Origin of the sequence: Colwellia sp. MT41, assembly GCF_001444365.1 — a bacterium.
Lineage (GTDB): Bacteria > Pseudomonadota > Gammaproteobacteria > Enterobacterales > Alteromonadaceae > Colwellia > Colwellia marinimaniae.
This window is the reverse complement of record NZ_CP013145.1, coordinates 1,850,812-1,876,327: the sequence shown is the minus strand read 5'-3', so window position 1 is coordinate 1,876,327 and position 25,516 is coordinate 1,850,812. Positions and strand designations below refer to the sequence as shown.

The window sequence follows — 25,516 nt, the reverse complement described above, 5'->3', positions numbered from 1 at the left end:
TAGCACTTAGGAAATAGTTTTTGATAGCCAACTAACGCCCTAATAATGGGCGAAAAATTGTTGGCTAAAATGTTGAGGAACGAAAACAGCCAACTGTTTTTTGTCCTTATTAATTAGCTTGTTATAAGCTGTCAGCTAATGTTTTTATAGTTTCATTAATGTCATCACCTAACGTATTGACTAGCTCTAACAAATCCGAAACAGATTCAACTGAAATATCAATTTTATTACCATCTTTGTCATAGCCCGCTCGATGAACACAGTGATGACGTAATTCAACAGCTTTAAACAACCATGATAAATTTTTCAACTCATGTTCAAGAACCGACTTATACATTGGTATGATTTTTTTCAAATCATGAAATATTAAACCTTTTAAATAACTTGCTACCGTAACTTTTAAGGCATCCTGCTCTTGATATATTTCTCTTAATGTAAATTTTCGTTTAGAAAATTCAGGATCACTTTCAATTAACTTGCGAGTGAGTACTTCAGAATTACATACTTGATGAATAAAAACCCCTGCAAGATAACCCTCTATAGCAGAAACCACATGTGCATGAATCATTACAAGAAAACTAAACTCTGCATTGTCAGGGACTGCCAAATCCAAAATTTGATCAACGCTATTTAGTTGTTCTATTAATAAATCATGATGTTTCTTACTCTCATTTTCTTCATACCAGTCATAATCATCATCATCTAAATTAGATTCTCTCGACACCTCATCAATCAAATCATCTATAAAGTCAGGATCACTTGCATCTCTTCCGTACATTTCACATAAATCTTGATAATCACTCATCGTATGACTCTAAAGTTGGATAAAGCTTATAACGCCCCAATTAAGCGGCAAATTGCAGTTGGCTAAAATAGGTGAGGCACGAACAAAAAGCCAACTGTAATTTGTCCGTTTAAATTGCCTTGTTAGTTGTTGGTGTTTAAAAGTAACAAACTAACAACAAGTTACCATGTTTATTGGTTGTACGGAAGAGTCAAAAACCACCCAGCACCGTTACACTCAAAAGGTTGAACTTTGAGCCACTCAATTGAATGAATTGAAGCGAACTCGCTAAACCTGCAATTGACAAATGAGGCTGATTTTCGCTGGTTAACCTTTGAAAACTAATGGCGAAAACTCTCCGATACACATGCAAAGCCAATTTATAAAACACGGCTCTTACAATTAAACTTCACTTGAATTATCGGTGCCAACTAACGCCATTTTAAGCGGCAATTAACAGTGGGCTAAAATGTGTGAGGCACGAACAACAGCCCACTGTTAATTGTCCGTCTTGAAAATACTTGTTATGTGGTTGATCTAAATATCCAAGTTGATTTGCTCAGCGGTTAAAATACGACTTTTGAGGCGATCTAGAACTTGTTTATTAAAACGTCCTTTGACATGCTCAAGATGAGTGATTAATCCCGAAATCTCCTCATCTCGCTCAACAATTAAATACCTAATATCTTCAGGCTCAAAGTGAAGTCTAATATGATTAATTGAGGCATTTAATTCACTTTTCTGTTTTTCGGTCTTAATTGAACTAATAGGAACAAATGGAGTTATCGAACTATTGTTAAGAGAAAGAGATAACGAACTATTATCAAGTGGCGGTACGTAACGCCATTCTCGTTCATCAGCAAATCTATACTTCTCTATTTTTTTATGACCCTTTCTCTGAAGAGGAGCCTCATAATTTTTAATATAACGATAAGTATTAAAAATATTCATATAATCAGTAGTCAGCTCATTATAATCACCACTTTCTTCGAATTTTCTTCGGTGAGCGTGAATACCATCTAAACCTTTGATAAGCCCTTCTGTAAACGGAGAATGCTGGCTAATATAAAGAACAGGATTAAGTCCTTTTCGATTTGCCCACTCTTTAGTTAAACCAATACCATAATGGCCATATTTACTCATATGGCTACTAACTTCAGATAATTTAAGGTCGCAAAAAGAAACCATAGGGACTCCGATCTCTCTTAACCGACTTGTTCCGATGATTTTTTCTCTAGCATATGAAACCCTAAATGTATCCTTTAAGATATCAAACATTGCTTCTCTACCACAAAAGTGGAATAGAATTTCTGGATATAGACTTTTTTCTTTACTCATAATTATTTAACATCACTAAACTCGAGTACCACATAACGCTCAATTAAGCGGCAAATTGCAGTTGGCTAAAATAGGTGAGGCACGAACAAAAAGCCAACTGTAATTTGTCCGTTTGAATTGCCTTGTTAGTTGTTTGAGTTTAAAAGCGCTAAACTAACAATAAGTTACCATGTTTATTGGTTGAACGGAAGAGTCAAAAACCACCCAGTACCGTTACACTCAAAAGCTTGAACTTTGAGCCACTCAATTGAATGAATTGAAGCGAACACGACAAACCTATAATTGACAAATGAGGCTGATTTTCGCTGGTTAACATTTGAAAGCTAATGGCGAAAACTCACCGATACACATGCCAAGCCAGTTTATAAAACACCGCTTTTACAATAAAATATTACTTGGATTAGCGGTGCCAACTAACGCCCAAATAACGGGCTAAGTAATACTTGCTACAATGTGAAACGAAGTGGAACCGAGCAAGTGTTACGTGTCCCAGTTGATTTGCTTGTTAGTTGCAACATACTTTCACCAAGTACAACAATAACTTAAACGCACCGTAATGAAAATACCAAACCGTGAATTTGAGCCATTACACTCACTATTTAGAGCGAATAGTTACGCTAATACACCTTTCAGAAACGTGATAAAAGTGACTAACTTATTCGCGGTAAAGTACCAAACAGTGAATTGGTGAAACTGAATTATTTAGCACTTAGACGATCTTTTTTATTAGCCAACTAACGCCCAAATAACGGGCTAAGTAATACTTGCTAAAATGTGAAACGAAGTGGAACCGAGCAAGTGTTACGTGTCCCAGTTGCTTTGCTTGTTAGTTGCAACACACTTTAACCAAATACAACAATAACTTAAACGCACCGTAATGAAAATACCAAACCGTGAATTTGAGCCATTACACTCACTATTTAGAGTGAATAGTTACGCTAATACACCTTTCAGAAACGTGATAAAAGTGACTAACTTATTCGCGGTAAAGCACCAAACAGTGAATTGGTGAAACTGAATTATTTAGCACTTAGACGATCTTTTTTATTAGCCAACTAACGCCCACTTAAGCGGACAAAAATAGTTGGTTATAATGTGAAGCGAAGCGGAACCTAACCAACTGTTTTTGTTCCGTTTGAAGTGCTTGTTATGCAAAATTTTAAAATAGAAAACAGGCCAGTATCACTTAACCTCAGCCTTGCATTCCTTTAATAATTCTTCAGCTTTTTCTTTGCCAAATTCATTTACCATCTCATCCCACATTGGAGAGTTTCTAATTTGATTTTGGTATTCTTTCGTCATTTGATCAATTTCAGATGAAGTGGGTTTCACACCTTGAGAAATAATATGCATGCCTTCTTCATCGGACCATGTAACTGGTAATTCTGAAGCGTTTTTTAGCATGCAGCACTTCTTGTACTTATGACCGCTACCACATGGACATGGATCATTTCTTCCAATTTTATCATTCATAATAAACCTCCATTATAACAGCAGAGTATTTTTGCATAACAGCGTATTAGTAGGAATTTTTCCTGATTTAAACACGGAAAAGTTCCTACTTTCATGCTTTTTATTAAAAAACAACAGTACAATATATTTATCGGATAATCAATAACTTATACCGTCAACTACCAAACTGGTTGACGTGTGAAAGCAGGAATTATTCCCGCTTTCATACAAATGGTCTTTTTTGTCATGGTACTGTGCATAATTACAGCAACCAAAGAAAATAAAGTCGATATGAAATCTGTTTTTTTATCCTACATCAAAGAACAAATATGGACTAAACGGTATGCAAAAATAACGTTCTAACGCTATCTATACCCATGAGTAATGAGTGATTTATAAAACTTGTTAAGAACAGCTGAAAAAATAAAGTTAAAAAGGGTGAAGCAGAGTCTAGGCCTCCAAGCCAGGCAACCATTTTACTAACAAGGCATTTTCTATATCATCAATATACGGCCACAGATTGACCTGAAAACTTCAAAATAATGCGCGAATATTAGCCCTTCTATTCTATGGTAAATAAATCCCATAATTTATGACCATCCATATATAAAAAAACGCTAAGCAGGGTATCTGCTTAGCGTTTTTTATATCGATTACTTATCTACTAACTTATAATTAAGCTTATCAGCAGCAAAAACTAATTAACTAACGTTAACCTAGTGATCGTGACCACAGCTGCTATCAGCACTATGTACATGGCCGTGTTTCACTTCGTCTTCTGTCGCTTCACGCACGGCAACGATATTAAGGTCAAAAGTAAGTACTTTACCTGCTAGCGGTGGGTTAATATCAACCGTTACCATAAATTTACCTACTTTAATGACGGTAACTTGGCGTTGACCTTGTTCAGTTTGTATAACAGCAGTCATGCCCTTTTTCCATTTAGCACTTTTGCTCACTAAGCCTTGTAAGTGTTTAACTGGTACACGTTGCTCTAAACCTTCTTGATACTCACCGTAAGCTTCATCTGGTTGTAAGGTTACGGAAAACTTATCTCCGGTTGTTCTACCCGTTAAAGCTTTCTCTAAGCCAGCTAAGGTATTATTAGCGCCATGTAAATAGGTTAGAGGCTCATGACCGTTTGATGATTCTAATTCTTCACCCGCTTCATTTTTAAGGGTGTAATGAAAGTGAGCAACAGTTTTTTCAGCAATTATCATAGTGATCTCTTCGTTAATACCCGTATGAGTATAATTAATACTTAATGTTATATCGGGCAGTTTACCTTGCTTTACTCGGTAATAAAATATATTTAAAGGGCAATGCCACGGCTTTAGTCTCTAAGCAAGTCAATTTACGGCCATACTGTTATGCCCGTACTTTTATATCTAGCGAGCTACGCCCATACCAGTAAGATAACCACACTTAAGATTATTAAGAACATACCAAGGTACTCTTTTAAGCTTACCGTTTCTTTAAATACCCGATAGGTCAATGCCAAGGTAATAAAGAACTCAACCTGCCCTAATGCTTTTACATAGGCGGCATTTTGATAACTGGCGCCGGTAAACCAACCAATTGAGCCTAGTACACTGGTAATGCCAACAAATAAACATAAACGCCAATGTTTAAGCATTAAGGCTAATTGTGATTTGTCTTGCAGGTAAATATAAATAAATGACATAACTGATTGCACCGTGATCATAAACACCAAGGTGACGGCAGCACTGACCATTAAGTCAATATTAAGCGCCAAACTCGACTCACGAATTAACAAGGTGGTGATCGCTAAACCTAAGCCAGCTGCTAGGCCATACCCCATACCAATAAGACCTTGTGAATCGGCTAAGATATCTCTCAATCTCAACTTCACTTTCGATACAAAGAACACACCAACAACACCAACAACAACACTGAGCCAGCCTAAACCGGAAAGCGTCGCACCAAAAAATAAAGCGCCGACAATGGCTACTTGAATGGCCTCCGTTTTAGCCAAACTGGTAGCAACAGCAAAATTACGGTAGCGAAAAGCAGCCACTAAACAGGCGGTGCCCCATATTTGCATGACACAGGCCACTAAGGCATATTGTAAAAATGAGGTATTTAATGCGGGTACTGCTACGTCCCTAAAATCAAGCAGCCACCAAAGGTAGCACCAGGCAAACGGTAAAGCATAAAAGTAACGTACTCCTGTGGTCGCCATTGAGTTGAGTTTAGCGGATAACTTTTTTTGTCCTGCGGTTCTTACCGCCTGCATAGTCGCCGCTAAGAGGGTGAAATAAATCCAAATTTCCACAGATTAATCCTTTAATATCACTAAATAAGTTTTCAATATCGACCACTTAAACAAGCTATCTTATTGCTTCAATTCAGTAGCTGTCTCAGCATGAAATTCATATTGTTTATCTAAGCTGCTTATCCCCAAACCACTGAGTTTTCTTACTTTAATCTGCACACCAATGCGCTCTTTTAATGCCTCAACATGGCTAATAACACCAATCATTTTGCCACTGGCGTTTAAATTATCAAGAGCATCAAGCGCCACTTCTAAGGTATTGTTATCTAAGGTGCCAAAGCCTTCATCAAGAAATAAAGAGTCAATACTGGTTTTATTACTGACTAAATCTGATAGTGCCAAGGCCAGTGCCAAACTTATCAAAAAGCTTTCACCGCCAGATAAGGTTTTAATATCGCGAGCAGTATCTCCTTGCCAGGTATCAACCACTTCTAAAGCTAAAGTATCGCTTTGCTGACATTGCAGTTGATAGCGGCTAAATAGTCTATCGAGTTGTGTGTTGGCTAGATGTACTAAATTGGCTAACGTTAAGCCTTGGGCGAAGCGTCTAAATTTGGCGCCATCGGCTGAGCCAATAAGTGCATTAAGGTGACTAAGATCATCCAAGGAGAACTGCGCTTGTTTGATCTGCGTAAGTAGATTTTTTTGCTGAGTTTTATTGGCTTGATCTTGGCTGATTTGTTGACCGAGCTGACCTGTTTTTTGCTGGCACTCTTTCAACAGGTCCGACATTTTCATTAAGCTTTGTGACACTGATTTTTCATCAAAATCGACAGCACCATTCTCCTTTAACCTAGCCTTTTGCAGGTTCAATTCCAGGGTGACTTTTTCAGCTTGGTTTATCAATACTTGTGCTTGTTTTTTACTATCACCAATATCATCGGCAAGTTTGCTCAGTTGCTGCTTTTTATCGGGACTAAGCAAAGCTGATAAAACCTGTTGTTCATCGGTAAAATCACTGGCTGCTAGCAGTTTTGTCCAATCACTGGTTACGCTGTTACTTTGCTTACTCACCGTCTCTAATTGTGTTGTTGCCGTGCTTAGTTGGCCTTTATTTTCCTGTTGTGCTGATATTTCCGCCTGATGCAGACGTTTCGCCTGTTCAAGTTCTTTATCATCAGCCAGTCGCTCAACAGTTATTTTTTCTGTCAATATAACCGTATCTTGCATCTGTTTATCGGTGATACCAAGCTCAACAAACAAGGTGACACGTAAGGTGTTTTGAGCGGAAATTTCACTTTGCAGACCACTTAATTGTACTTTGGCTTGGCTATATAAGTGCTGCTGTTGTTCAACCTGCTGTTTTAGTAAACCTAGCGTGTGTTCAATGCTAGTTAAGTGCTCTTGTGCAGCTTGCTGGTTACTGGCAATTTGTTGGTATTCTTGTTGCTGTTTCTGCACAGAGCCTAGCCAAGTTTCATCAATACATATTGACTGAACTTGTCCGCTAGCCTCATCACTTACCGAAACATTAGGCAAGGCTATTTTACTAGCAATTCCACTCACAGTGATGTCGGCTAATAATTGTCCATTGAGGGTGACCATAGCTTGCTGTGCTAAGGCTAAATCCTTGGCTATCTTTATCTTAATGTCACGCTGAAAATTGCCTTGTTCGTGTAATAGTTGTAATTGATTTTTCTGACTAGATAATTGCTTATCACCAAGGGTTAACTGCTCAAGGTTTTGTTGCTGAGCTTGACTGTTTTGCTGCAGTACTTGTTGCAAAGACAATAACTCATCAAGCTGCTGACTCAAGGTATTTAATTGCTGAGTTAACGCTTGCGCAGTGCCTGCATCTATTAATGAAATCTGCTGTTCATTTTGCTTGCTAGTAATATCTTCCCTGATAAATTGCTTAACCGTTAACGACTGCCAATTTTGCTCAAGACTCTGTTGCTCGTTAGTGATGCCTTGTAGGCGAGAATGTTGCATGGCAAGTTGCGCCGTTAACTGCGCTTGCACACTATTAAGGGCTTTACCTTGTTGTTCTAATTGCGATAATTCATCATTGAGCCGTGATAAACGCTGTTGCTGCTCATCACTATCAAGTGCTTGATAATCATTTATCGCAGGGTGTTCACATGAGCCACATAAGGGGCAAGCGTCTTCGGCTTGTAGTTTTGCTCTGTGCTCACTGAGCGCCATAATAGTTTGCTGCTGAGCAAGTAAACGTTCAACGTCTTTTTTCTGTTGCTGATTAGCACCATAACTTATGCGTAACTGTATTAGCTCTTGCTCTGTTATGGTCAGTTGTTGCTTATCTTTTACTTGTTGTCGTGACAAACCTTGTTGCTCAGCGGCCAACACCTGAAACCGCTGTGCTAACTGCAGGGCTTGTTTTAAGCTTAGTTGTTGCTCTTGGCTATCAACAACCGCTTGATTAAGGGTCTCACTGGTTACCTCAGTTATCGCTGCTGCCTGATTTACGCCCTTATCCTCTGCGTTATCATCACTAAGGTGAGCAAAGATAGCCTGCGCCGCTTGGCTGTTTTGCACCCCTTGCTGTGCTTGGTCGACCAGGGCTTGCTGTTGTTCATTAAGCGCGAGTAACAGCCCTTCACTCTGCGTAATGTGCTGCTGTTGTGTTTGATGTTGAGTTTGTAAACCAAGCAGCGTTTGCTCAAGCTTACTTTGCTCGGTTAATAAGCCCTGCACACTCACTTGCTGTTGCGTTAATTGCTGATATTGATTTTGCCATAAGGGTAGTTTTTCCGGCAGTTGCTGCAAGGCATGGCCTTGAGCTAACGCTTCTTGTTGCTGCACCACTGTCTGTAATATTTGCTCTTGCTCTGTTTGAGCCGTGACTAAAGCCGCTTCGTTAACCGTTAATTCCTGGCTTTGTCCAGCGACCCTATTGTTAGTCTCTTGCCAAGCTGCTTGTTGGTGAGTAATGGCATGTTCAAGCGGTTGGATCTTTTCCTGCAATACTTGCTCAATAACGTTACGTTGTTTTTCTGCCGTAATTTGGCTGGTTTTTAGCTGGGTTAAGACACTATCACTGGCTAAAACCGCTTGCTCCAGTGTTGCTAATTGCTCGGTTTGACTAGTCACTTGCTGCAAACTTTGCTGGTATTGCTGACGATAATGCGCCATTTGCTCATAAGGCGCGCGCAGCGGCTCAGCCAAAGTCGACTGGGTGAGTAAATCAAGATCCGCTTTTGCTTGCTGCTCTTGCATCTCTATCGCTGTTAACTGCTGCTTCGCCTCTTGTTGTGCTTGTGCATTAGTCGATAAATTCGAGCACCAATTTTTTACTTGTTGCGCCTGCTGCACTTGTTCATTTAACTGTTTTTCTTCACTTGTGGTTTGCACAAGTTGTCGCTCAAGCTCACTGACCTGCTCTTCATCAAGTAAGGCGACACCTTGGCTCTGAGCTTGTAATAACTTCAATTCTTCACTGGCACTGCGGTGATTATCAAAAACTTGTTGGGAAATATCGCCGTAAATTTCGGTACCGGTGAGTTGTTCAAGTAATTGTGCGCGCTCATTGGCCGGAGCATTTAAAAAGGCGGCAAACTCCCCTTGGGAAAGCATCATTGATTTGGTAAAACGTGAAAAGTTAAGCCCAGTTAAATCGCTAATATCACTGCGCACTGTTTTAAGCTTATTTGACATTATGGTGCCATCGAGTTTAGCGAGTTCCGCCACAGGCTCTAATAAATTGCCATCAAGCTTATTGCGGGCTCTTTTTTGGCTCCAAAAGGCCCGATATCCTTGACCTTTTACTTCAAATTCAACCTCAGCCATACAGTGACTAGTATGGCGGGTCATTAACTGGTTTTGTTTTTTAGAAACAGTTAAACGCGGTGTTTGATGATAAAGCGCTAAACAAATAGCATCGAGTATGGTGGTTTTTCCGGCCCCAGTAGGACCGGTAATGGCGAATAAACCGCTGCTATCAAAAGGCGCGGCACTAAAATCTATTTTCCAACTGCCTTTGAGAGAATTAATGTTCTCAAAGCGTAAAGTTAAAATTCTCATAAATTGTCTTGCTCAACCTCTTCAACCTTGCCATTTTCCTTGCCCGCATCACTATCACAAGCCTCGCTTTGTCCTTGCTTTTCAGCCTCACCTTGCTTAACTTCAGCTGAGCGCTTAGCGGAAAGCTCCACCGATAGCTCAGTAAACAATAATTTTAAGCGCTCTTTACGGGCTAATTCCTCCTCCGTTTGCCAATCCAGTTGTGACAAACGCGAATCAAATACTTCTGCCAACGATAATTCGCTTAAAGTACTGTTATCTTGCTGTGATAGTTGTGCTTGCAGACGTTGCCGTGCTTTTTTACAACGACGCACCAATAACACTTCAAACGGCATATCAACAACAAGCTCACTGACTCTTTGTGATAAATCGCTCAAGTGATCGCCATTATCAATTTCAATATCCAGCCAAGCTTTACTCTCAAGCGCTAGCTCGGTTTGCGCACCCTGCTCTTTAAACAATTCAAACTCTACCAGGGTCTTTTTTAAGTTGCACTCAAGCTCATCCACAGAAGTTTTTACCATATATAACGCTTGAAAACACGGCACCATAATATCGTTAACCTGCGCAAGTTTGCCCGAGATAAACTCAACCATAAGTACCCGTTTTTCCTGTTTTGCTTCATCAAAACTAAGCGCGATTGGTGAGCCGCAATAACGAATGTGCTCTGATTTCGCTATTTTTTGCGCTCGATGAATATGGCCCAGAGCGATATAGTCTGCTGGCGGAAAAGCGCTGGCAGGAAAAGCTTCTAACGAGCCAATATAAATATCTCTGACCGAGTCACTTTTACTATCATTTAACGATACGCCAAGCGCAGTAAGGTGACCCGTAGCAATAATTGGCAGTTGCTCGCCCGGCTCCACTTCTTTCGATTGTGTTTTGGCTTGCTCTTTGAATAGCTTTTTAGCTAATACAACCGCGTGTTGATAAAGGTGCTGATAATGAGCACTGATCGCTTGTTGTAAATTTTGCTGTTTATCACTGGCCGACTGACCAGCACGGCTTTTAATAACATCACGTGGACGGACAAAAGGGATGGCACAAATAATGGCCGATGCTTGCCCTTTGGCATTCATTAACGGAAAAACTTGCTGTGCCAAGGCCTTAGCTGCCGCACTTTTTTCATTGCTTAAATCATCTTCAGCAAGTGACACAGGTATTACTTGGGTAATAACGCGGGTAGATAAACTGGCTAATACCGCTTGCGACTCAGACAACATCGCCACTGAGTCATGATTTCCAGCCAATATAACCAGTTGGCAAGCAGTAAGATGTAGCTTGGCAATAAAATCATAATACATTTCACGGGCATAACTTGGCGGGGTTGAGGTATCAAAAATATCACCGGCAACAATAATGGCATCAATATTATGCTTGCTAACTTGTGCTATCAACCAGCTAAGAAATTGTTGATGTTCATTGGCGCGGCTTTTGCCGTAAAAATATTGGCCAAGGTGCCAATCTGAGGTATGGATAATGCGCATAAAACGGGAAAAACTGTGCAATGAAGACGTGGCCGTAGTTTACCTGAACAAGTAAATTAAGTGTAGGCAGTTTCCCCATCCTTTAAGGCTAATTGATAGTGACGACCAAAAAACTCAAACTTATCACCCGCTATACCATTACAAATAGCGATTAATACAATTTAAATCACTAAAGCTGAATCGAATTTACTCAATTAATGAAGGTTGTTTTGTCTTATTTAGCCACTTATTAACCGTATCCGTTAATATTTCTAACTCAATTGGCTTAGTTAAATAGTCACTCATACCCGCAGCAAAACATTTCTCATCATCGCCAATCATAGCGTTAGCTGTCATGGCAATAATTGGAATATCTTTATAGTTATCCCCTGCTTCGCCTAAACGAATTTCTCTGGTAGCTTGATAGCCATCCATGGTTGGCATTTGGCAATCCATTAACACCAAAGTGAAGGGGTCGTCTGCATGGGCGTTAGCCAAAATATGTAAGGCTTCTTGGCCATTCTTTGCCGCGGTCACATCAAGGCCAATTTCATGCAGCATTTGCGTTGCTACCACAGTATTAATTCGGTTATCTTCGACCAATAAAATTCTAACCTTAGCTAACCTACTTATAGGCTCGACCTCGTTTTCACTGATAGCGCTGTAATTTTCAGCTAATTCATTATTTTCATGGGAAAATGAAGCTAAATATTGATGGGTAATAATAGGTTGCGAGCCGTCAGTATGACTGGCGGTGGATTTTATTATGGCTAACGCATCTAAAATATCGGCTCCGGTAACGGGTTTTGAGAAATAAGCACTAAAACCTAAATCGGTAAAATATTGCTTATCACCTTGTGTAGACATGGATGTCATCATGACCATGGGCAGTTGATTAAAACGCTTATCGTTTTTTATTTTCTTAGCAAAAGTGGCACCGTCCATTTCCGGCATCTGCATATCAACAAAAATCACATCAAACAAAGCCTGCTCATTGTCATAATACTGAGCCAATTTTAATAACGCCGCTGCAGCACTGTCCACTTCTTCTACGTAGCAGCCCCAGAGTTCCAATTGTCCTCTTAATACTTCCCTATTGGTGGCGTTATCATCTATCACTAATAAGGATAACTTGCTGACATCAATATGGGGTATTACCTGTTTAGATTGATTGCTTTTTAACAAGGTAATATTAAATTTAAAACAACTGCCCTTAGCCAAGGTGCTAGTAACCGATATTGAACCTTGCATCAATTCACATAATTGTTTGGCAATGGATAAACCGAGCCCAGTGCCGCCATATTTGCGGGTAGTGGAAGAGTCAACTTGGGTAAATAGTTGAAAAAGCTTATTAATGGCTTTTTTCGGAATACCTATGCCGCTATCCTGCACGGTACAAGTAAAGATTAGTGCTGAATTTTCACCTTCAATCAGTTCCGCCCTCACGATAATCTCGCCCTTTTCGGTAAACTTTATTGCGTTTGAGACTAAATTTGCAATGATTTGTCTAATGCGGTCTGGATCACCTTTGACCATGGAATGTTCAATGCGAGTAATATCGAGAATAATTTCTAAGCCTTTACTTTCAACTTGTAAGGCCACAGATTGAGCAAGTTCAATTAATAAACTGCGCAGGTCAAAGTCCAGTATTTCTAAATCTAGTTTCCCCGCATCCACTTTTGAAAAATCTAAAATATCATTCAGTAAAACTAATAATGACTTAGCGCTAGAACGTGCTATTTCAGCCTTATACAGTTGACTTTCATCAAGTTTTGACCTCATTAATAAATCTAACATACCGATAACACCATTCATTGGTGTTCGAATTTCATGACTCATGCTAGCTAAAAATTCTGCCTTTGCCAGGGTTGAAGCTTCGGCATCAGCTTTGGCCAGTATGAGCTTGTTAAAAATTTTGTTAATGATGTTAGAGACTACCGCTAAGGTAGATAAAAAAAGTGTGGCAGCGGTCAATATAACCGTCATCATGGCATGTGAATTACTAGATTCTGCGTGGGTAAGCTGCCCTGTCGCCAAAAAGTTCGATGCTTGCATACCCATATAATGCATACCGGTAATAGCGGCACCAACTAACGCCGCAGAGCGTATCATTTGGTAATTCACCTCCCTGGCAGAATTAACAGTAAATTTCCCAACATACAGAGCAAAGATAGCTAAGACCACGGCAACCATGATAGAGAGCAGAAAAAACCAGGGGTGGTAAACTAAAATAAAATTGCCATACATTGCTTCCATGCCCATATAATGCATGGTGCCAATGCCAGCGCCTAAGATAATTCCGGCGCCGATAAGCTGCCAAATATCATATTTATCACGGTCAATAAAAAACAACGCGATGTAACTGGCCGCAATAGCAGGCAGAACAGATAATGCGGTGAGCACAAGATGATGGTGCACGGCTACGGGTAATGATAACGCCAGCATACCAACAAAGTGCATCGACCATATTGCGCACCCCATGGCGATAGAGCCGCCGATATGCCAGAAGCGCTTAGTGGCAACAGACTCAGCATGACGCATAGAGGGAATGGTAGATAACCCTGCGTACACACCAATCCAAGCAACGATATAAGAAGCAAAGACAACAAAGTAATTATAATCGGTAGTTAATGTTAGCAAGAGATCGGTATTATTATCTATAAATTCTAAGCCAAACATATTTTAGCGTCTCAAGATTGAAAAAAGTGGAGATGAAATTTACAATGCATTAGCATTTAGCATAGACCCATTTAGCCAATTAGCCATTAAGGCCTAAGCCCTAAGCCAACTTCACCTTAGCGTGATCATTATTTTCTCTGCTGTCAAAACAGTTGCATTCGCCAACATGTTGTCAATTATATTTCCCGCGGATAAAGCCATGATACTAGCCATAACAAAAAACATAATGGTGGCAGCTAAATAATAACCAGCAGCAGTTTTCTGTTTTTTAACACCGATAATAGCAGCAGACAAACAGGCAATAAAAATCACCAAGCACGTTAATAAGCCAAACCATGCCTATTGACATAATGGCCATCAGCAGCACAATAAAAACTAAGCGATTGGATTTATCATTAAATAGTGCTAACTGATGGACAATAAAACTATCAGTGATTGTCACCGGCCGTGTTAGACGAGAAAAATTCATAATAAGGTAGAATCCTGACTGCCGCATTGAATTAGCTAGGGTTATTATCACTGAACATATCTATTTGTTACACTTTTGTAAACTTGCTACATTTTATCACTTATTAAGCTGCACTATGGTGCATACCAACCTTCCTCACGCTTTAAATATAATAAATAACCATAAATATCAACACGTTAAATGATGGCTCGTTTTTTGCTGATAATTTACTATTGTTTGAAAATTCACCCTAACTAAATCAAGGTTTTGTATGAGTCAATCATCGTTAACACATAATTTTTTATCCTTTCAGGGCCGAGCCAGAATTCTCCATAGTACCTGGCTAGCTTTTTTTATCACTTTCCTTGTATGGTTTAGCCATGCACCACTCATGTCTACCATACAAACTAGTATGGGCTTAACAGATATTGAAGCTAAAATATTATTGATTTTAAATGTGGCATTAACGATACCGGCCCGAATTGTCACGGGTATGTTGGTTGATAAATATGGTCCGCGTAATTCTTATACCGCCATGTTGGTGGCTACGGCACTATTATGTTTTTTCTTTGCCTCTGCGCAAAGTTTTGAAACCTTAGCGTTAGCTAAGTTTTTAATGGGTTTTGTTGGTGCGGGTTTTGTCATTGGCATTCGCATGATCAGTGAATGGTATCCAGCAAAGCAATTAGGTTTAGCCGAAGGTATATATAAGGGCATGGGTAACGTAGGCTCTGCCGTTGGTGCTGGTACTTTAGTGTATATCGCCAGTTTATTTGGCGGCGAAGATGGCTGGCGTTATGCCATTGCCTCAACCGGCGTATTGGCACTGTTATATTCAGTTTTTTACTATTTTGCCGTAACAGATACACCGGTAGGCTCTACTTATTTCAAACCTAATAAGTCCGGTGGTCTTGAGCTAACTAGCAAGCGAGATTTTGTTTTCTGTCTATTGTTTAATATTCCTATGGTGGCGGCATTGGCCATCTTAACGTGGCGAGTAACCGATGCTGGCGTGGTTGCTGGTACAGGTGCCGAATTAATTATTGGTGCCGGTTTACTCAGTGATTTTGCTGCCTATGTTATTTATGGCTTATTACTGGCATTGACCCTTTATCAATCGTGGAAATTGTATCAGGTGAATAAAGACATGTTGCAATCACCGCCTATGGATGAAATCTTGCAGTATAAGTTCAAACAAGTAGCCATCTTAAGTATTGGTTATGCGGTAACCTTTGGTGCTGAATTATCGGTGATATCCATGTTAGCGCAATACTTTGAAAGTCAATTTTTAGTCGCTGCTGCTGCTGCCGGTATATTTGGTGCTTGTTTCGCCGCCGTTGATGTATTTTCTTGTCCCTCAGGTGGTATGTTCAGTGATAAGTTTGGTCGTAAACTTCCCTTGATCTTTTTATTAAGCGGCGCATCATTAGGCTTTTTTGTTATGTCATTGATCACCCCAGCATGGCCTCTTGCGGCAGTGGTTGCCACCATGATGATTTGCTCATTCTTTTTAGGCTCGGCAGCCGGATGTATTTTTGCGGTAGTGCCCCTAGTCAAACGCAAATTAACCGGACAAATTGCCGGTACGGTTGGTGCCTATGGTAACGTTGGTGCTGTAGTATTTTTACTGGTCTTTTCCTTTGTTTCACCCTCGGTGTTTTTTGCTACTATCGGTGCTGGGGTCGCCTTTGCCGTTTGTTGTTCGCTATTTTTAGATGAGCCAAAAAGTACCATGGCCGAAGTGATGCCTGATGGCACAGTGCAAATGATTGAAGTACATTAACACTGATTATTTGATAATATTTTATGGTCGCTTAACTCTTACCGGTATAATATTTAAGCGATTTTTAACCTAGATAAAAACAGGATGGGGCGATTTGGCCAGTGAATTAAGCTTTACTGTGGCACAACGTTCAGTAGCAGGTAAAAAAGCTCAGAACGAAGATGCCATTGGTATACGACTTCCTAAAGATTCGTTATTAACCAACAAAGGCGCTGTAGCGGTAATTGCTGACGGTGTCAGTGCCGCAGAAGCAGGTAAAGAAGCCAGTGAAACCTGTGTGCATAATTTTTTATATGACTATTATTCTACGCCCGATAGTTGGAGTGTTAAAAAATCAACGTCGCAGGTGTTAACCGCGCTTAATCGTTGGTTATATGGTCAAGGGCAACAATTCAATGACGTACAAAAAGGCTATATTAGTACCTTCAGCTGTATTATTTTCAAATCACAAACTGCCCATGTTTTTCATGTGGGTGATAGCCGTATCTATCGTTTTCGCCACGGTGAATTAGAACAAATAACCCGAGATCACAGCACTTATATCAATGCAAAACAAAGCTATTTATCTCGAGCCATGGGTTTAGATGTAAAGCTTGATGTCGACTGTCACAGCTTAGCGGTAGAAGTAGCAGACATTTACTTGTTAACTACCGATGGCATCCATGACTTTGTTAAACACAAAGAGTTAGCCGCTATTTTAGCTAAGCTAACACCAGAAAGTGATGAAGCCTGCTTTGAGCTGGCATGCGAAAATTTTATTGCTCTAGCGCTAACCAACAGCAGTGGTGATAACTTAAGTTGTCAAATCTTACGACTTGATAGCCTGCCGGCACAAACCATCAATGAAGTTGGCCGCAAGCTGTCAGAATTACCTTTTCCGCCTTATTTAGAGCCTGAGATGATATTGGACGGATACAAGGTGGAAAAGGTCTTACATGTCAATACCCGCAGTCAAGTGTATGTGGTGCGAGATGTTGACAGCGGCGCACGTTATTGCATGAAAACACCGTCGGTTAATTTTGACGATGATTTGCCTTATATCGAACGTTTTATTATGGAAAGTTGGATGGGTAGTCGCATCAATAGCCCTCATGTAGTTAAAGTAATTGAAGGTAATAGAGCAAAGAATTGGCTTTATTATTTAACTGAATATATTGAAGGCATAACCCTAGAGCAATGGATAAAAGAACACCCAATACCTGCGGTGCAAGATGTAGTCTATATTCTGGCTCAAATTGAAAAAGGTCTACGGGCAATGCACAAGCGCGAGATTTTGCATCAGGATATCAAACCAGGCAATATTATGATTGATCATAATGGCGAAGTTAAAATCATTGATTTTGGCTCATGTTATAGCAAAGGTATTGCTGAAATAGCCACGCCGCTGGACCAACCGGGTATTTTAGGCACTGCCGGCTACTCTGCGCCAGAAGTCGTCATCACAGGAAAGAGTACGGTGCAATCTGAAGTTTTTTCATTAGCTGTGCTCGCCTATGAAATGTTAACTGGCAAAGAGCCGTTTTCTGGCAAGCTCAATAAATGTCGAACCGTTAAAGCCTATATGAAAACCAAATACATTCCCTGTTTTGATATCAATCCCTTGGTGCCTATCTGGATCGACTGCGCGATAAAAAAGGGCCTACGCTTTAAAGCCGAACGTCGTCATGAAGATGTATTAGAGTTTTTACATGAATTACAAAAGCCCAATCCTAAATACAAAAGTAACCACAACGCGGTATTAATGGACAAAAATCCGCTGTTATTTTGGCAAGCTTGCTCCGCATTTTGGTTGATCGCTTTTTTTATCTCACTAGTATTTTAACTTAATACCAAATTGATTAAGTTCTTTCCCACTCAGCGAGAATTAAAAGGCTTAGAGACAAGGCATTGATTGAAGAGAATGGTTACTCCCTTCTCAAAATCAATAACGCTGTGTGTAATCCTTTTAAACTCGCCCTCGGGAGCTTACTCGATGACCACTAACTTCGTTAAATTCATTTGATTTAGAGTGACTAAACCGAAACGAATTTACCTTGTTATTGAACATCGAGCATAACTCTGAGTTGGGAAGAAATTTAATCAAATTGGTATAAGTCCATTGTTGCAAAAAAAAGGGTAACTTTCGTTACCCTTATATTTTTTTGCTTACTCGCTTATTTTATCAAGCTATTTTACTTAGCTAGCATACCAATTACTGTGGTGTAGCTTGTATGTTTAACGTTACCCCTGATGCGGCTGAATACCCGTAGATATCAACATACCAAGTACCCTGTGCTGGGTCAGTAAAGTTACAGCTTTCATTGTTGCCATTTTTATAAGGGCGACAATCATAAGTAGACGATGTTGATTGCTTACCTTGAGTAACATACAAGTCTGCATCACCACTACCGCCAGAAAGGCTAACCGTTAGGTCGGCGTAACCCGCTGCTAAATCAAGGGTATAACGAGTCCATTGTCTTCTTGCCACTGAGATGTTGTTCACTGTGCTATCAATGGGGTTAACAGCACCGCCACCACCCGTACTTGGCTCAATGTAACTAGCGGTTAAACTAACGCCAGTAAAATCACTATAAGCTTTGATTTTCACATAATAGCTTCCGCCAGCTTGTGTACTTGCACAAGATTCAACATTACCTGCTCTATATGGACGACAGTCATAAACACTGTCCGTTGGCTCAGCACCAAATTTCACATATAAATCCGCATCACCACTACCACCTGTGATGGCAAAGTTAATATCGGTTGCACCCACGGGTACTTCCATAGTGAAAACAAGTTCATTACCCGTAGTAGCGGCTAGCTCTGTTTTAACGACACCATTTTCAAGTACGGTATCGTCTGGGCTTGTACCACCGCCGCCACCTGTACCACTACCATCACAACCATTCGCGCTGATGTAATCAATGGCATCTTTAGTTTGTACTAATCCATAACCAAATTTAACATCCCGGCCAGTTGCACCAAGATCTTGTGCCGTGGCATTAAGTACATTACGAATTTCGACGTTAGTACAGCTAGGATGATGACTCCATACTAAGGCAGCGACACCAGCAACATGAGGTGATGCCATTGAGGTACCACTCATCTTGCCATAATTACCCGCGCCAATATTTACCGTTGCACTCGCGCCTAAGTTACTTAACATGGCTGCACCATCAGTATCTGAAATAGTAACACTCGGAATGCTAGTCGCGTTGGTGCTACCTAAGGTGCCACCAAAACTGCCCGCTACGTTATTATAAATAATAGCGCCAACACCGCCGCTGTCTTGACAAGCTTTGACTTTATCGTGAAATGAAATGCTACCACGAGCAATTAAACACACATTACCGTTAGCACCCGAATCAATCGACTCACCCGTGCCAAAGTTATATATAGCACCTGTGGCACTGCCCTGGTTTGCCATGGCATTAGCCGAATAGCCAATACCGGCAACCGACACTTCGACCACTGAACCCAAACCTTCCGGGTAAGTAGAGTAAACATCAACACCTGGGCCTGATATCTCAACCTGACTATTTTTCTGTGAAAAATCAGCTAAGACTTTATTGCTATCAATAGCGGCCACTGACATCACTGAGTCATACGAAGCAGGAAAACTTTCAGCGTCAGTTGTACTGGTAGCAACACCACTATTACCCGCCGCAGCGATAAGTAATACGCCAGCATCATAAGCGGCTTGCATGGCATTAGCTTCACTGGTACTTGAGCCCGCACCACCTAAGCTCATATTAATAACATCTGCGCCATTGCTGACACAGGTATTAATAGCGCTGACTAAACTGGAGGAATAGCCCCAACCTGATTCATTAAATACTTTAACAATATGCAAGTTAGGATCGGAACCAATAACACCACGAACACCAATACCATTATTAAGGGCAGCAATGGTACCAGCTACATGAGTACCGTGTGGGCCGCCATGATCAAACCAATTACCCGTACCACTATCATTAGTACCATTAACCGTACCGCCTTGCGCGCCCATATCTTCATGAGGCATATTTAGACCTGAGTCAATGATACAAATTTTCTTACCACCGGCGTTCGCTGAAGCAATACTGTCATCAACTTGGTCCGCTTGTACCATACCAATACCATAAGGTACGTTTTGCGCCATAAAACGACGTGGTAAATCTTCTTCTACGTATTCAACATTATCATCCATCGCTAAACTCATCACATCTGCTGGTGATAACTCAGCGGTGATGATATTCATATTAGGAAATTCAGCGCCAACTTTAACGCCTAGAATTTTAAATTTTTTCTTAAGCGCTGCCAAACGATTAAAAGCCATAGGGCTAGCCATATCGCTCACAGTGCTAAAATTACTTATCGTCGCTTGCATCGTTGATTGAGCGTTAGCGGATTGCTTATATTTGACAATAAAGCGTTTTGGCAAAGGTGAGCTGGCCACGGCTGATAATATATTATCTGTGGTCTGCACTCCAACGGGTTGCGCTGCATATAAAGCGGTTGATATTGATAGCGACAAGACACTTACCGTTGTTATTATTGCGGCCTTATGTAGCGATATTTTGTTGCGTTTTATATTGTTTGACATGACTTTTTCCTGTACGTTAAATGATATTTATTGATTTTTTTATACAAATTCAGTACACAATGATATAAATCAAAGCCAGACAAACATAACATTAATGCAACAAATATTACAAGTATGTTACAAAATATTTATGGTTAAGTTAAATTACCCCTAGTATGTCATATAAAAATGTCAGTTAAATTTACGCAAAATAGCTTTAAGGATTAATAATGAGCCAATTTATAGGTGTGTTTGACCACGCACTATCCGATGATCTGTGCGACAAACTAATCAAAGGTCATCAAAGCAGTGATAAAGTAGTAAAAGGTCGTGTAGGTCATGGGGTGATGACACATCTTAAAGATAGCATGGATGTCACTATGGTTGAAAAAGAATGGCAAGCACTACAGCTTGAGCTTATTAACGCCAGTTATCCCCATGTCAAAGCTTATTTGACTAAGCATTACATGGCGTTAATCTCAGCTTTAAACCCAACAGTCACAGATCCCGAAACAGGCTTACCTACCTCGGTAACGAAAGAGAATTTTGACCGTTTAGGCACAGCTTACTTAGACCAGTTGATCCAGTACGTTTTTTGTTACGACAATTTCACCGTGCAACGCTACGAGCAAGGGGTTGGTGGCTATCATTACTGGCATTCAGAAATTTTCCCGCAGTTACCACACAATAAGCCATTACACCGGGTATTAGCATTTTTGTATTACTTAAATGATGTTGATGAAGGTGGCGAAACAGAATTTCATTATCAAGGCATAAAGGTTAAACCTAAAAAAGGCTCATTAATTATTTTCCCTGCCGGTTTTACTCATACCCATAAAGGTCATATTCCTTTGTCGGATGAGAAATACGTGGTGACTTCATGGCTAATGTATAACAAAGCTGAACAGCTCTATGCTAAGAAGGGCTAGCTGTATTCATTTCAGCACACAAAAGCCCAATAACACTGAACGCAAGCCAGTTGAATGACTGGCGTCTAACCTCTGCCTCCGTATATAATACCAATGAATATCAGTTGATATTTTTCAATGGTCTGCGTCGTTATTTCAAGGTGTATTTTGTGTCTAAACATTTCAGTAAAAAGCCCAACAAAGCCGGTGGTTTTTCCTCATTAACCTCGACCTTAAAACACATCATGCAAAGCCAGCAACCACAGACTAATGTCAAAAATTTATTAAGAGCAAATAAGGATAAAGGCTTTGATTGTCCGGGCTGTGCTTGGGGCGATGAAAAAGAAGGTTTACTGCAGTTTTGTGAAAATGGCGCCAAAGCCATTGCGTGGGAATCTACCAGTAAAAAAGTTGATGCCAATTTTTTCGCCCAATATAGTGTCCGCCAGTTACAAAAACAAAGTGATTATTGGTTAGAGTATCAAGGTCGGTTAACTGAGCCGATGAAGTACAATAAAGACACTGATCATTATGAGCCTATTAGCTGGCAAGATGCCAATCAGCTGATAGCAAATAAACTCAACAGTTTATCTTCGCCCAATGAAGCAGAATTTTATACTTCTGGCCGCGCCAGCAATGAAGCCTCGTTCCTTTATCAATTATTTGGCCGACTCTACGGCACTAATAACTTTCCTGACTGCTCAAATATGTGTCACGAAGCCAGTGGTATCGCGTTAAATGAAGCGATAGGTATTGGTAAAGGTACGGTAATATTAGACGACTTTAACCACGCCGAGGCGATATTTGTTTTTGGACAAAACCCGGGCACCAATCACCCTAGGATGATGAATGCCTTGCGTAAGGCCGCACGAGGCGGTTGTAAGATAGTAAGCTTTAACAATTTAAAAGAAGTCGCACTGGAACGTTTTGCCAGCCCGCAAGATCCTATCGAGCTTTTTACCCCCAAGGCAACAACTATCAGCCACGCTTATTTCACCCCTAAATTAGGCGGTGATATGGCGGCTGTTCGTGGCATGGTCAAAATAATTCTCGCCCGTAACAGCAAGCAAATAGAAAACGGCAAGCCCGCACTAATCGATAATGACTTTATCAAACAACATTGCCAGCAATTTGACCAATATCAGCAAGTAGTTAACGACACCTCATGGCAACAAATTGAACAACAATCTGGACTATCGTTTAAAGAATTGTCGCAAGCGACGGATATATTTTTGCACGCAGACACGGTAATTTGTACTTGGGCCATGGGCATCACCCAACATAAACATTCTGTCGCGACCATTCAAGAAATTGTTAATTTACAATTGTTGTCTGGCAATATTGGTAAAAAAGGTGCCGGTTTGTGTCCGGTGCGTGGTCATTCCAATGTGCAAGGTAATCGCACCATGGGCATCAATGAAAAGCCTACGGCGGCGTTTATCGAGCAACTTTCACAAGCCGTTAATGCTCAACTACCCAAAGAAAAAGGTCATAATGTTTATTATGCCTTAAATGCTTTTTTACAGAAAACCAGTAAGGTATTGATTTGTTTAGGCGGTAATATCGCGCAAGCCGCGCCCGATACCAAACAAACCCATCAAGCATTAAAAAATACCGAGTTGAATGTGCAAATAAGTACAAAACTCAACCGTAGTCATTTATGCATCGGTGAAGACGCGCTCATTCTGCCCTGTTTAGGCCGCACTGAAATAGATAATCAAGCCACTGGTGAGCAGTTTATTACCGTGGAAGATACTTTTAGCATGGTGCATGCATCACAAGGTAGCGTAGTGCCCCTAGCAAAGACCATGCACTCTGAAACCGCCATTGTCGCGGATATTGCTGATGCTACCTTAACTAACTCCACGATAAACTGGCAACAGCTAAAAGGCAATTATGATCTTATTCGTGATTTAATCGAACAAGCCATCCCAGGATTTAGTAATTTTAATCAACAGCTTGAACAACCTGGTGGCTTTTATCTTGGTAACAGTGCCGCACAACTTCAATGGCACAATCCTCAAGAAAAAGCCTTGTTTACTGCTAATTGTCTGCCAACAAGTATTATCAACATATCTACAGAGCAAGTAAACGAACTGCAAAAAAAGAATCAGCCACTTTATACCTTACAATCTTTACGTTCACACGATCAATTCAATACCACCATCTATGGCATGGACGATAGATACCGTGGCGTTAGTAACGCCAGAAATGTATTATTTATCAACGAAAAAGATGCTTTAAAACAAGGGCTTAAAGATAACGACTATGTCGACATCACCTCTATTTGGTCGGATAACCAAGATCGTACGGTAACTAACTTCATCTTATGTTTTTATGACATTCCACGCAGTAATCTGGCCGCTTATTACCCAGAAACCAACCCGCTGGTGCCACTGGACAGTTATGGTGATCGCTCTTATACACCCACCTCAAAATCGGTGGCGGTGATCATCAACAAAGCGCTAAAACCACCGTTGATTTAACTGGAATACAGCAGGGCGCGTGCTGGCGCTGCTTGATTATTTTTACTCTAGCTTTACTCCATATTTATTCGATATAATTAGTTAAGCATCAGTTAAGCATTAGTTAAGCGCCAATCACCATGATAGACATTAAAGCCTTTATCACTAACAAAACCAATCAAGGTTAAATCAAATTGCTTAGCTGCTTGTATGGCAAGATCAGAAGGTGCTCCAACACCGACTAAAACATGAATACCGGCCATGATGGTCTTTTGTACTATTTCAAAGCTTATTCGTCCACTAACAAGCAGTAAACATAACCTTGCTTGTTGCGACGATTTTGCAGAGTTACCATGCACTGACTTATTTTGCACGTCGTTGGATGTTAATAAAGCGCCAATCACCTTATCTACCGCGTTATGACGACCGATATCTTCATAGATATGTTGTAAATTTAGCTTTTGATGCAATGAGCGAGCTAACGGTAGCTCAGCTGCTCCTCCCTGCTCTCTGTTACACTCTAGCCCAAATAAGGCTACGCCATGTACACCACCCGTTTTATCAAATAGACCTTGTTGACCACGCATTTTACTGGATAATAAAAGTAATGAATGTGCCACCAGAACATTTTTATGTTCAACAAAAGATAAATTTATTACCGTTTTAAGCTCTAGTGTTTTTAAGGAGGTAGTGCCACAAAGGCCACAACTAGAATAGCTCATCATATATCGTTCTAATGAGGATAAGTCGGGGATAACCCCGGCATTAAAGAGTACTAACCACTCATTTTGCCCGCCTTGCCCCGTTATATCGTCAGACTCTAGTTTTATTGACTCAATATCACTAAGTTGCTTTATCACCCCTTCACTATGCAATAAGCCGATTATCAATAAGTAATCGTGTCCCGGTGTGCGCATGGTAATAGTGAATACTCTGTTTTCCACCACGCCTTGTGCTAGCCAAGATAAAGTGATCTGCAAGGGTTGTTCAACAATAACCGTATCGGTACTGGTTTTCCTTATCAGTGTGCGCTGATTCTTTTCTGTAACAGCAGCTAAAACGGCACTTTTCCCCGTTCCTCCTGGGCTAAAGGAGTAGCTTACCTTGTTGATGGTTTTTGTTGAACGTAGAGCGCTTGCAGTATTTTCCATATGAAATTGTATTACTATTTTAAGGGTGCTTAATGAGTAAAGTTTACCGCCTAACCTTAAAACAGGAAAGCGCTAGTTACCTTGATTAACGAATAATAGTTAAAATATGGTCTAGCTTTTGTTGCATAACAATTTATTCAGGCTAAATTATCTTTTGTCTATCGAGCCTAGGTAAAATTTACTAAAAAATAGAGTAGATGTTTGTTTTATCGCTATAATTAG

At 40.4% G+C, this 25,516-nt stretch carries 15 protein-coding genes; 4 read left to right on the top strand and 11 right to left on the bottom strand.

Annotated elements, in window-relative coordinates; all coding sequences use genetic code 11:
• Positions 1–121: 121 nt before the first annotated feature.
• From CMT41_RS07990 to CMT41_RS19055, 9 genes are all read right to left on the bottom strand, one after another.
• Entirely contained in the window at positions 122–805 is a 684-nt protein-coding gene (locus CMT41_RS07990) for a hypothetical protein (RefSeq protein ID WP_058026959.1), read from the bottom strand.
• A gap of 516 nt (positions 806–1,321) precedes the next feature.
• Complete coding sequence (locus tag CMT41_RS07985) at positions 1,322–2,122, bottom strand: abortive infection system antitoxin AbiGi family protein (protein ID WP_058026958.1); 801 nt, start codon at positions 2,120–2,122, stop codon at positions 1,322–1,324.
• Between the two features lie 1,182 nt (positions 2,123–3,304).
• Complete coding sequence (locus CMT41_RS19365) at positions 3,305–3,595, bottom strand: SEC-C metal-binding domain-containing protein (RefSeq protein WP_057183207.1); 291 nt, start codon at positions 3,593–3,595, stop codon at positions 3,305–3,307.
• A 695-nt stretch (positions 3,596–4,290) separates the two neighbouring features.
• On the bottom strand, positions 4,291–4,794 hold the full coding sequence (locus tag CMT41_RS07975) for an FKBP-type peptidyl-prolyl cis-trans isomerase (protein WP_058026957.1): 504 nt from the start codon (positions 4,792–4,794) through the stop codon (positions 4,291–4,293).
• A 176-nt stretch (positions 4,795–4,970) separates the two neighbouring features.
• Positions 4,971–5,870 (bottom strand): DMT family transporter, encoded by a 900-nt coding sequence (locus CMT41_RS07970; protein WP_057180797.1) that lies wholly within the window; start codon positions 5,868–5,870, stop codon positions 4,971–4,973.
• 60 nt (positions 5,871–5,930) lie between these two features.
• The gene (locus CMT41_RS07965; protein WP_058026956.1) at positions 5,931–9,851 is read right to left on the bottom strand and encodes an AAA family ATPase; all 3,921 of its coding nucleotides are present in this window, start codon (positions 9,849–9,851) and stop codon (positions 5,931–5,933) included.
• Positions 9,848–11,338, bottom strand: a complete 1,491-nt coding sequence (gene sbcD / locus CMT41_RS07960; RefSeq protein ID WP_058026955.1) for an exonuclease subunit SbcD — start codon at positions 11,336–11,338, stop codon at positions 9,848–9,850. Before sbcD ends, CMT41_RS07965 begins: the two co-directional genes overlap by 4 nt.
• A 186-nt stretch (positions 11,339–11,524) precedes the next feature.
• On the bottom strand, positions 11,525–13,996 hold the full coding sequence (locus tag CMT41_RS07955; protein ID WP_058026954.1) for a response regulator: 2,472 nt from the start codon (positions 13,994–13,996) through the stop codon (positions 11,525–11,527).
• A 268-nt stretch (positions 13,997–14,264) separates the two neighbouring features.
• The gene (locus CMT41_RS19055; RefSeq protein WP_157466306.1) at positions 14,265–14,465 is read right to left on the bottom strand and encodes a hypothetical protein; all 201 of its coding nucleotides are present in this window, start codon (positions 14,463–14,465) and stop codon (positions 14,265–14,267) included.
• A 250-nt stretch (positions 14,466–14,715) separates the two neighbouring features.
• Here CMT41_RS19055 and CMT41_RS07945 point away from each other — a divergent pair, with 250 nt between their 5' ends.
• Together CMT41_RS07945 and CMT41_RS07940 are read left to right on the top strand one after the other, a co-directional pair.
• Positions 14,716–16,227 carry an MFS transporter gene (locus CMT41_RS07945; RefSeq protein WP_058026953.1) on the top strand — a complete coding sequence of 504 codons (1,512 nt, stop codon included), beginning with the start codon at positions 14,716–14,718 and terminating at the stop codon, positions 16,225–16,227.
• 94 nt (positions 16,228–16,321) lie between these two features.
• A complete protein-coding gene (locus CMT41_RS07940) occupies positions 16,322–18,049 on the top strand; it encodes a bifunctional protein-serine/threonine kinase/phosphatase (protein ID WP_058026952.1) in 1,728 nt (575 codons plus the stop codon).
• A 369-nt stretch (positions 18,050–18,418) separates the two neighbouring features.
• On the opposite strand, the gene CMT41_RS07935 is transcribed toward CMT41_RS07940, so the two are convergent.
• Positions 18,419–20,791: a S8 family serine peptidase gene (locus tag CMT41_RS07935; RefSeq protein WP_058026951.1), complete on the bottom strand. Its 2,373-nt coding sequence runs from the start codon at positions 20,789–20,791 to the stop codon at positions 18,419–18,421.
• Positions 20,792–21,000: 209 nt separating this feature from the next.
• Between CMT41_RS07935 and CMT41_RS07930 the strand changes: the two genes are divergently transcribed.
• Positions 21,001–21,699 (top strand): 2OG-Fe(II) oxygenase, encoded by a 699-nt coding sequence (locus tag CMT41_RS07930; RefSeq protein WP_058026950.1) that lies wholly within the window; start codon positions 21,001–21,003, stop codon positions 21,697–21,699.
• Positions 21,700–21,848: 149 nt separating this feature from the next.
• The gene (locus tag CMT41_RS07925; RefSeq protein ID WP_058026949.1) at positions 21,849–24,164 is read left to right on the top strand and encodes an FdhF/YdeP family oxidoreductase; all 2,316 of its coding nucleotides are present in this window, start codon (positions 21,849–21,851) and stop codon (positions 24,162–24,164) included.
• Between the two features lie 92 nt (positions 24,165–24,256).
• Here CMT41_RS07925 and CMT41_RS07920 read toward each other — a convergent pair whose 3' ends face one another.
• Complete coding sequence (locus CMT41_RS07920; RefSeq protein ID WP_058026947.1) at positions 24,257–25,294, bottom strand: formate dehydrogenase accessory sulfurtransferase FdhD; 1,038 nt, start codon at positions 25,292–25,294, stop codon at positions 24,257–24,259.
• Positions 25,295–25,516: the final 222 nt, after the last annotated feature.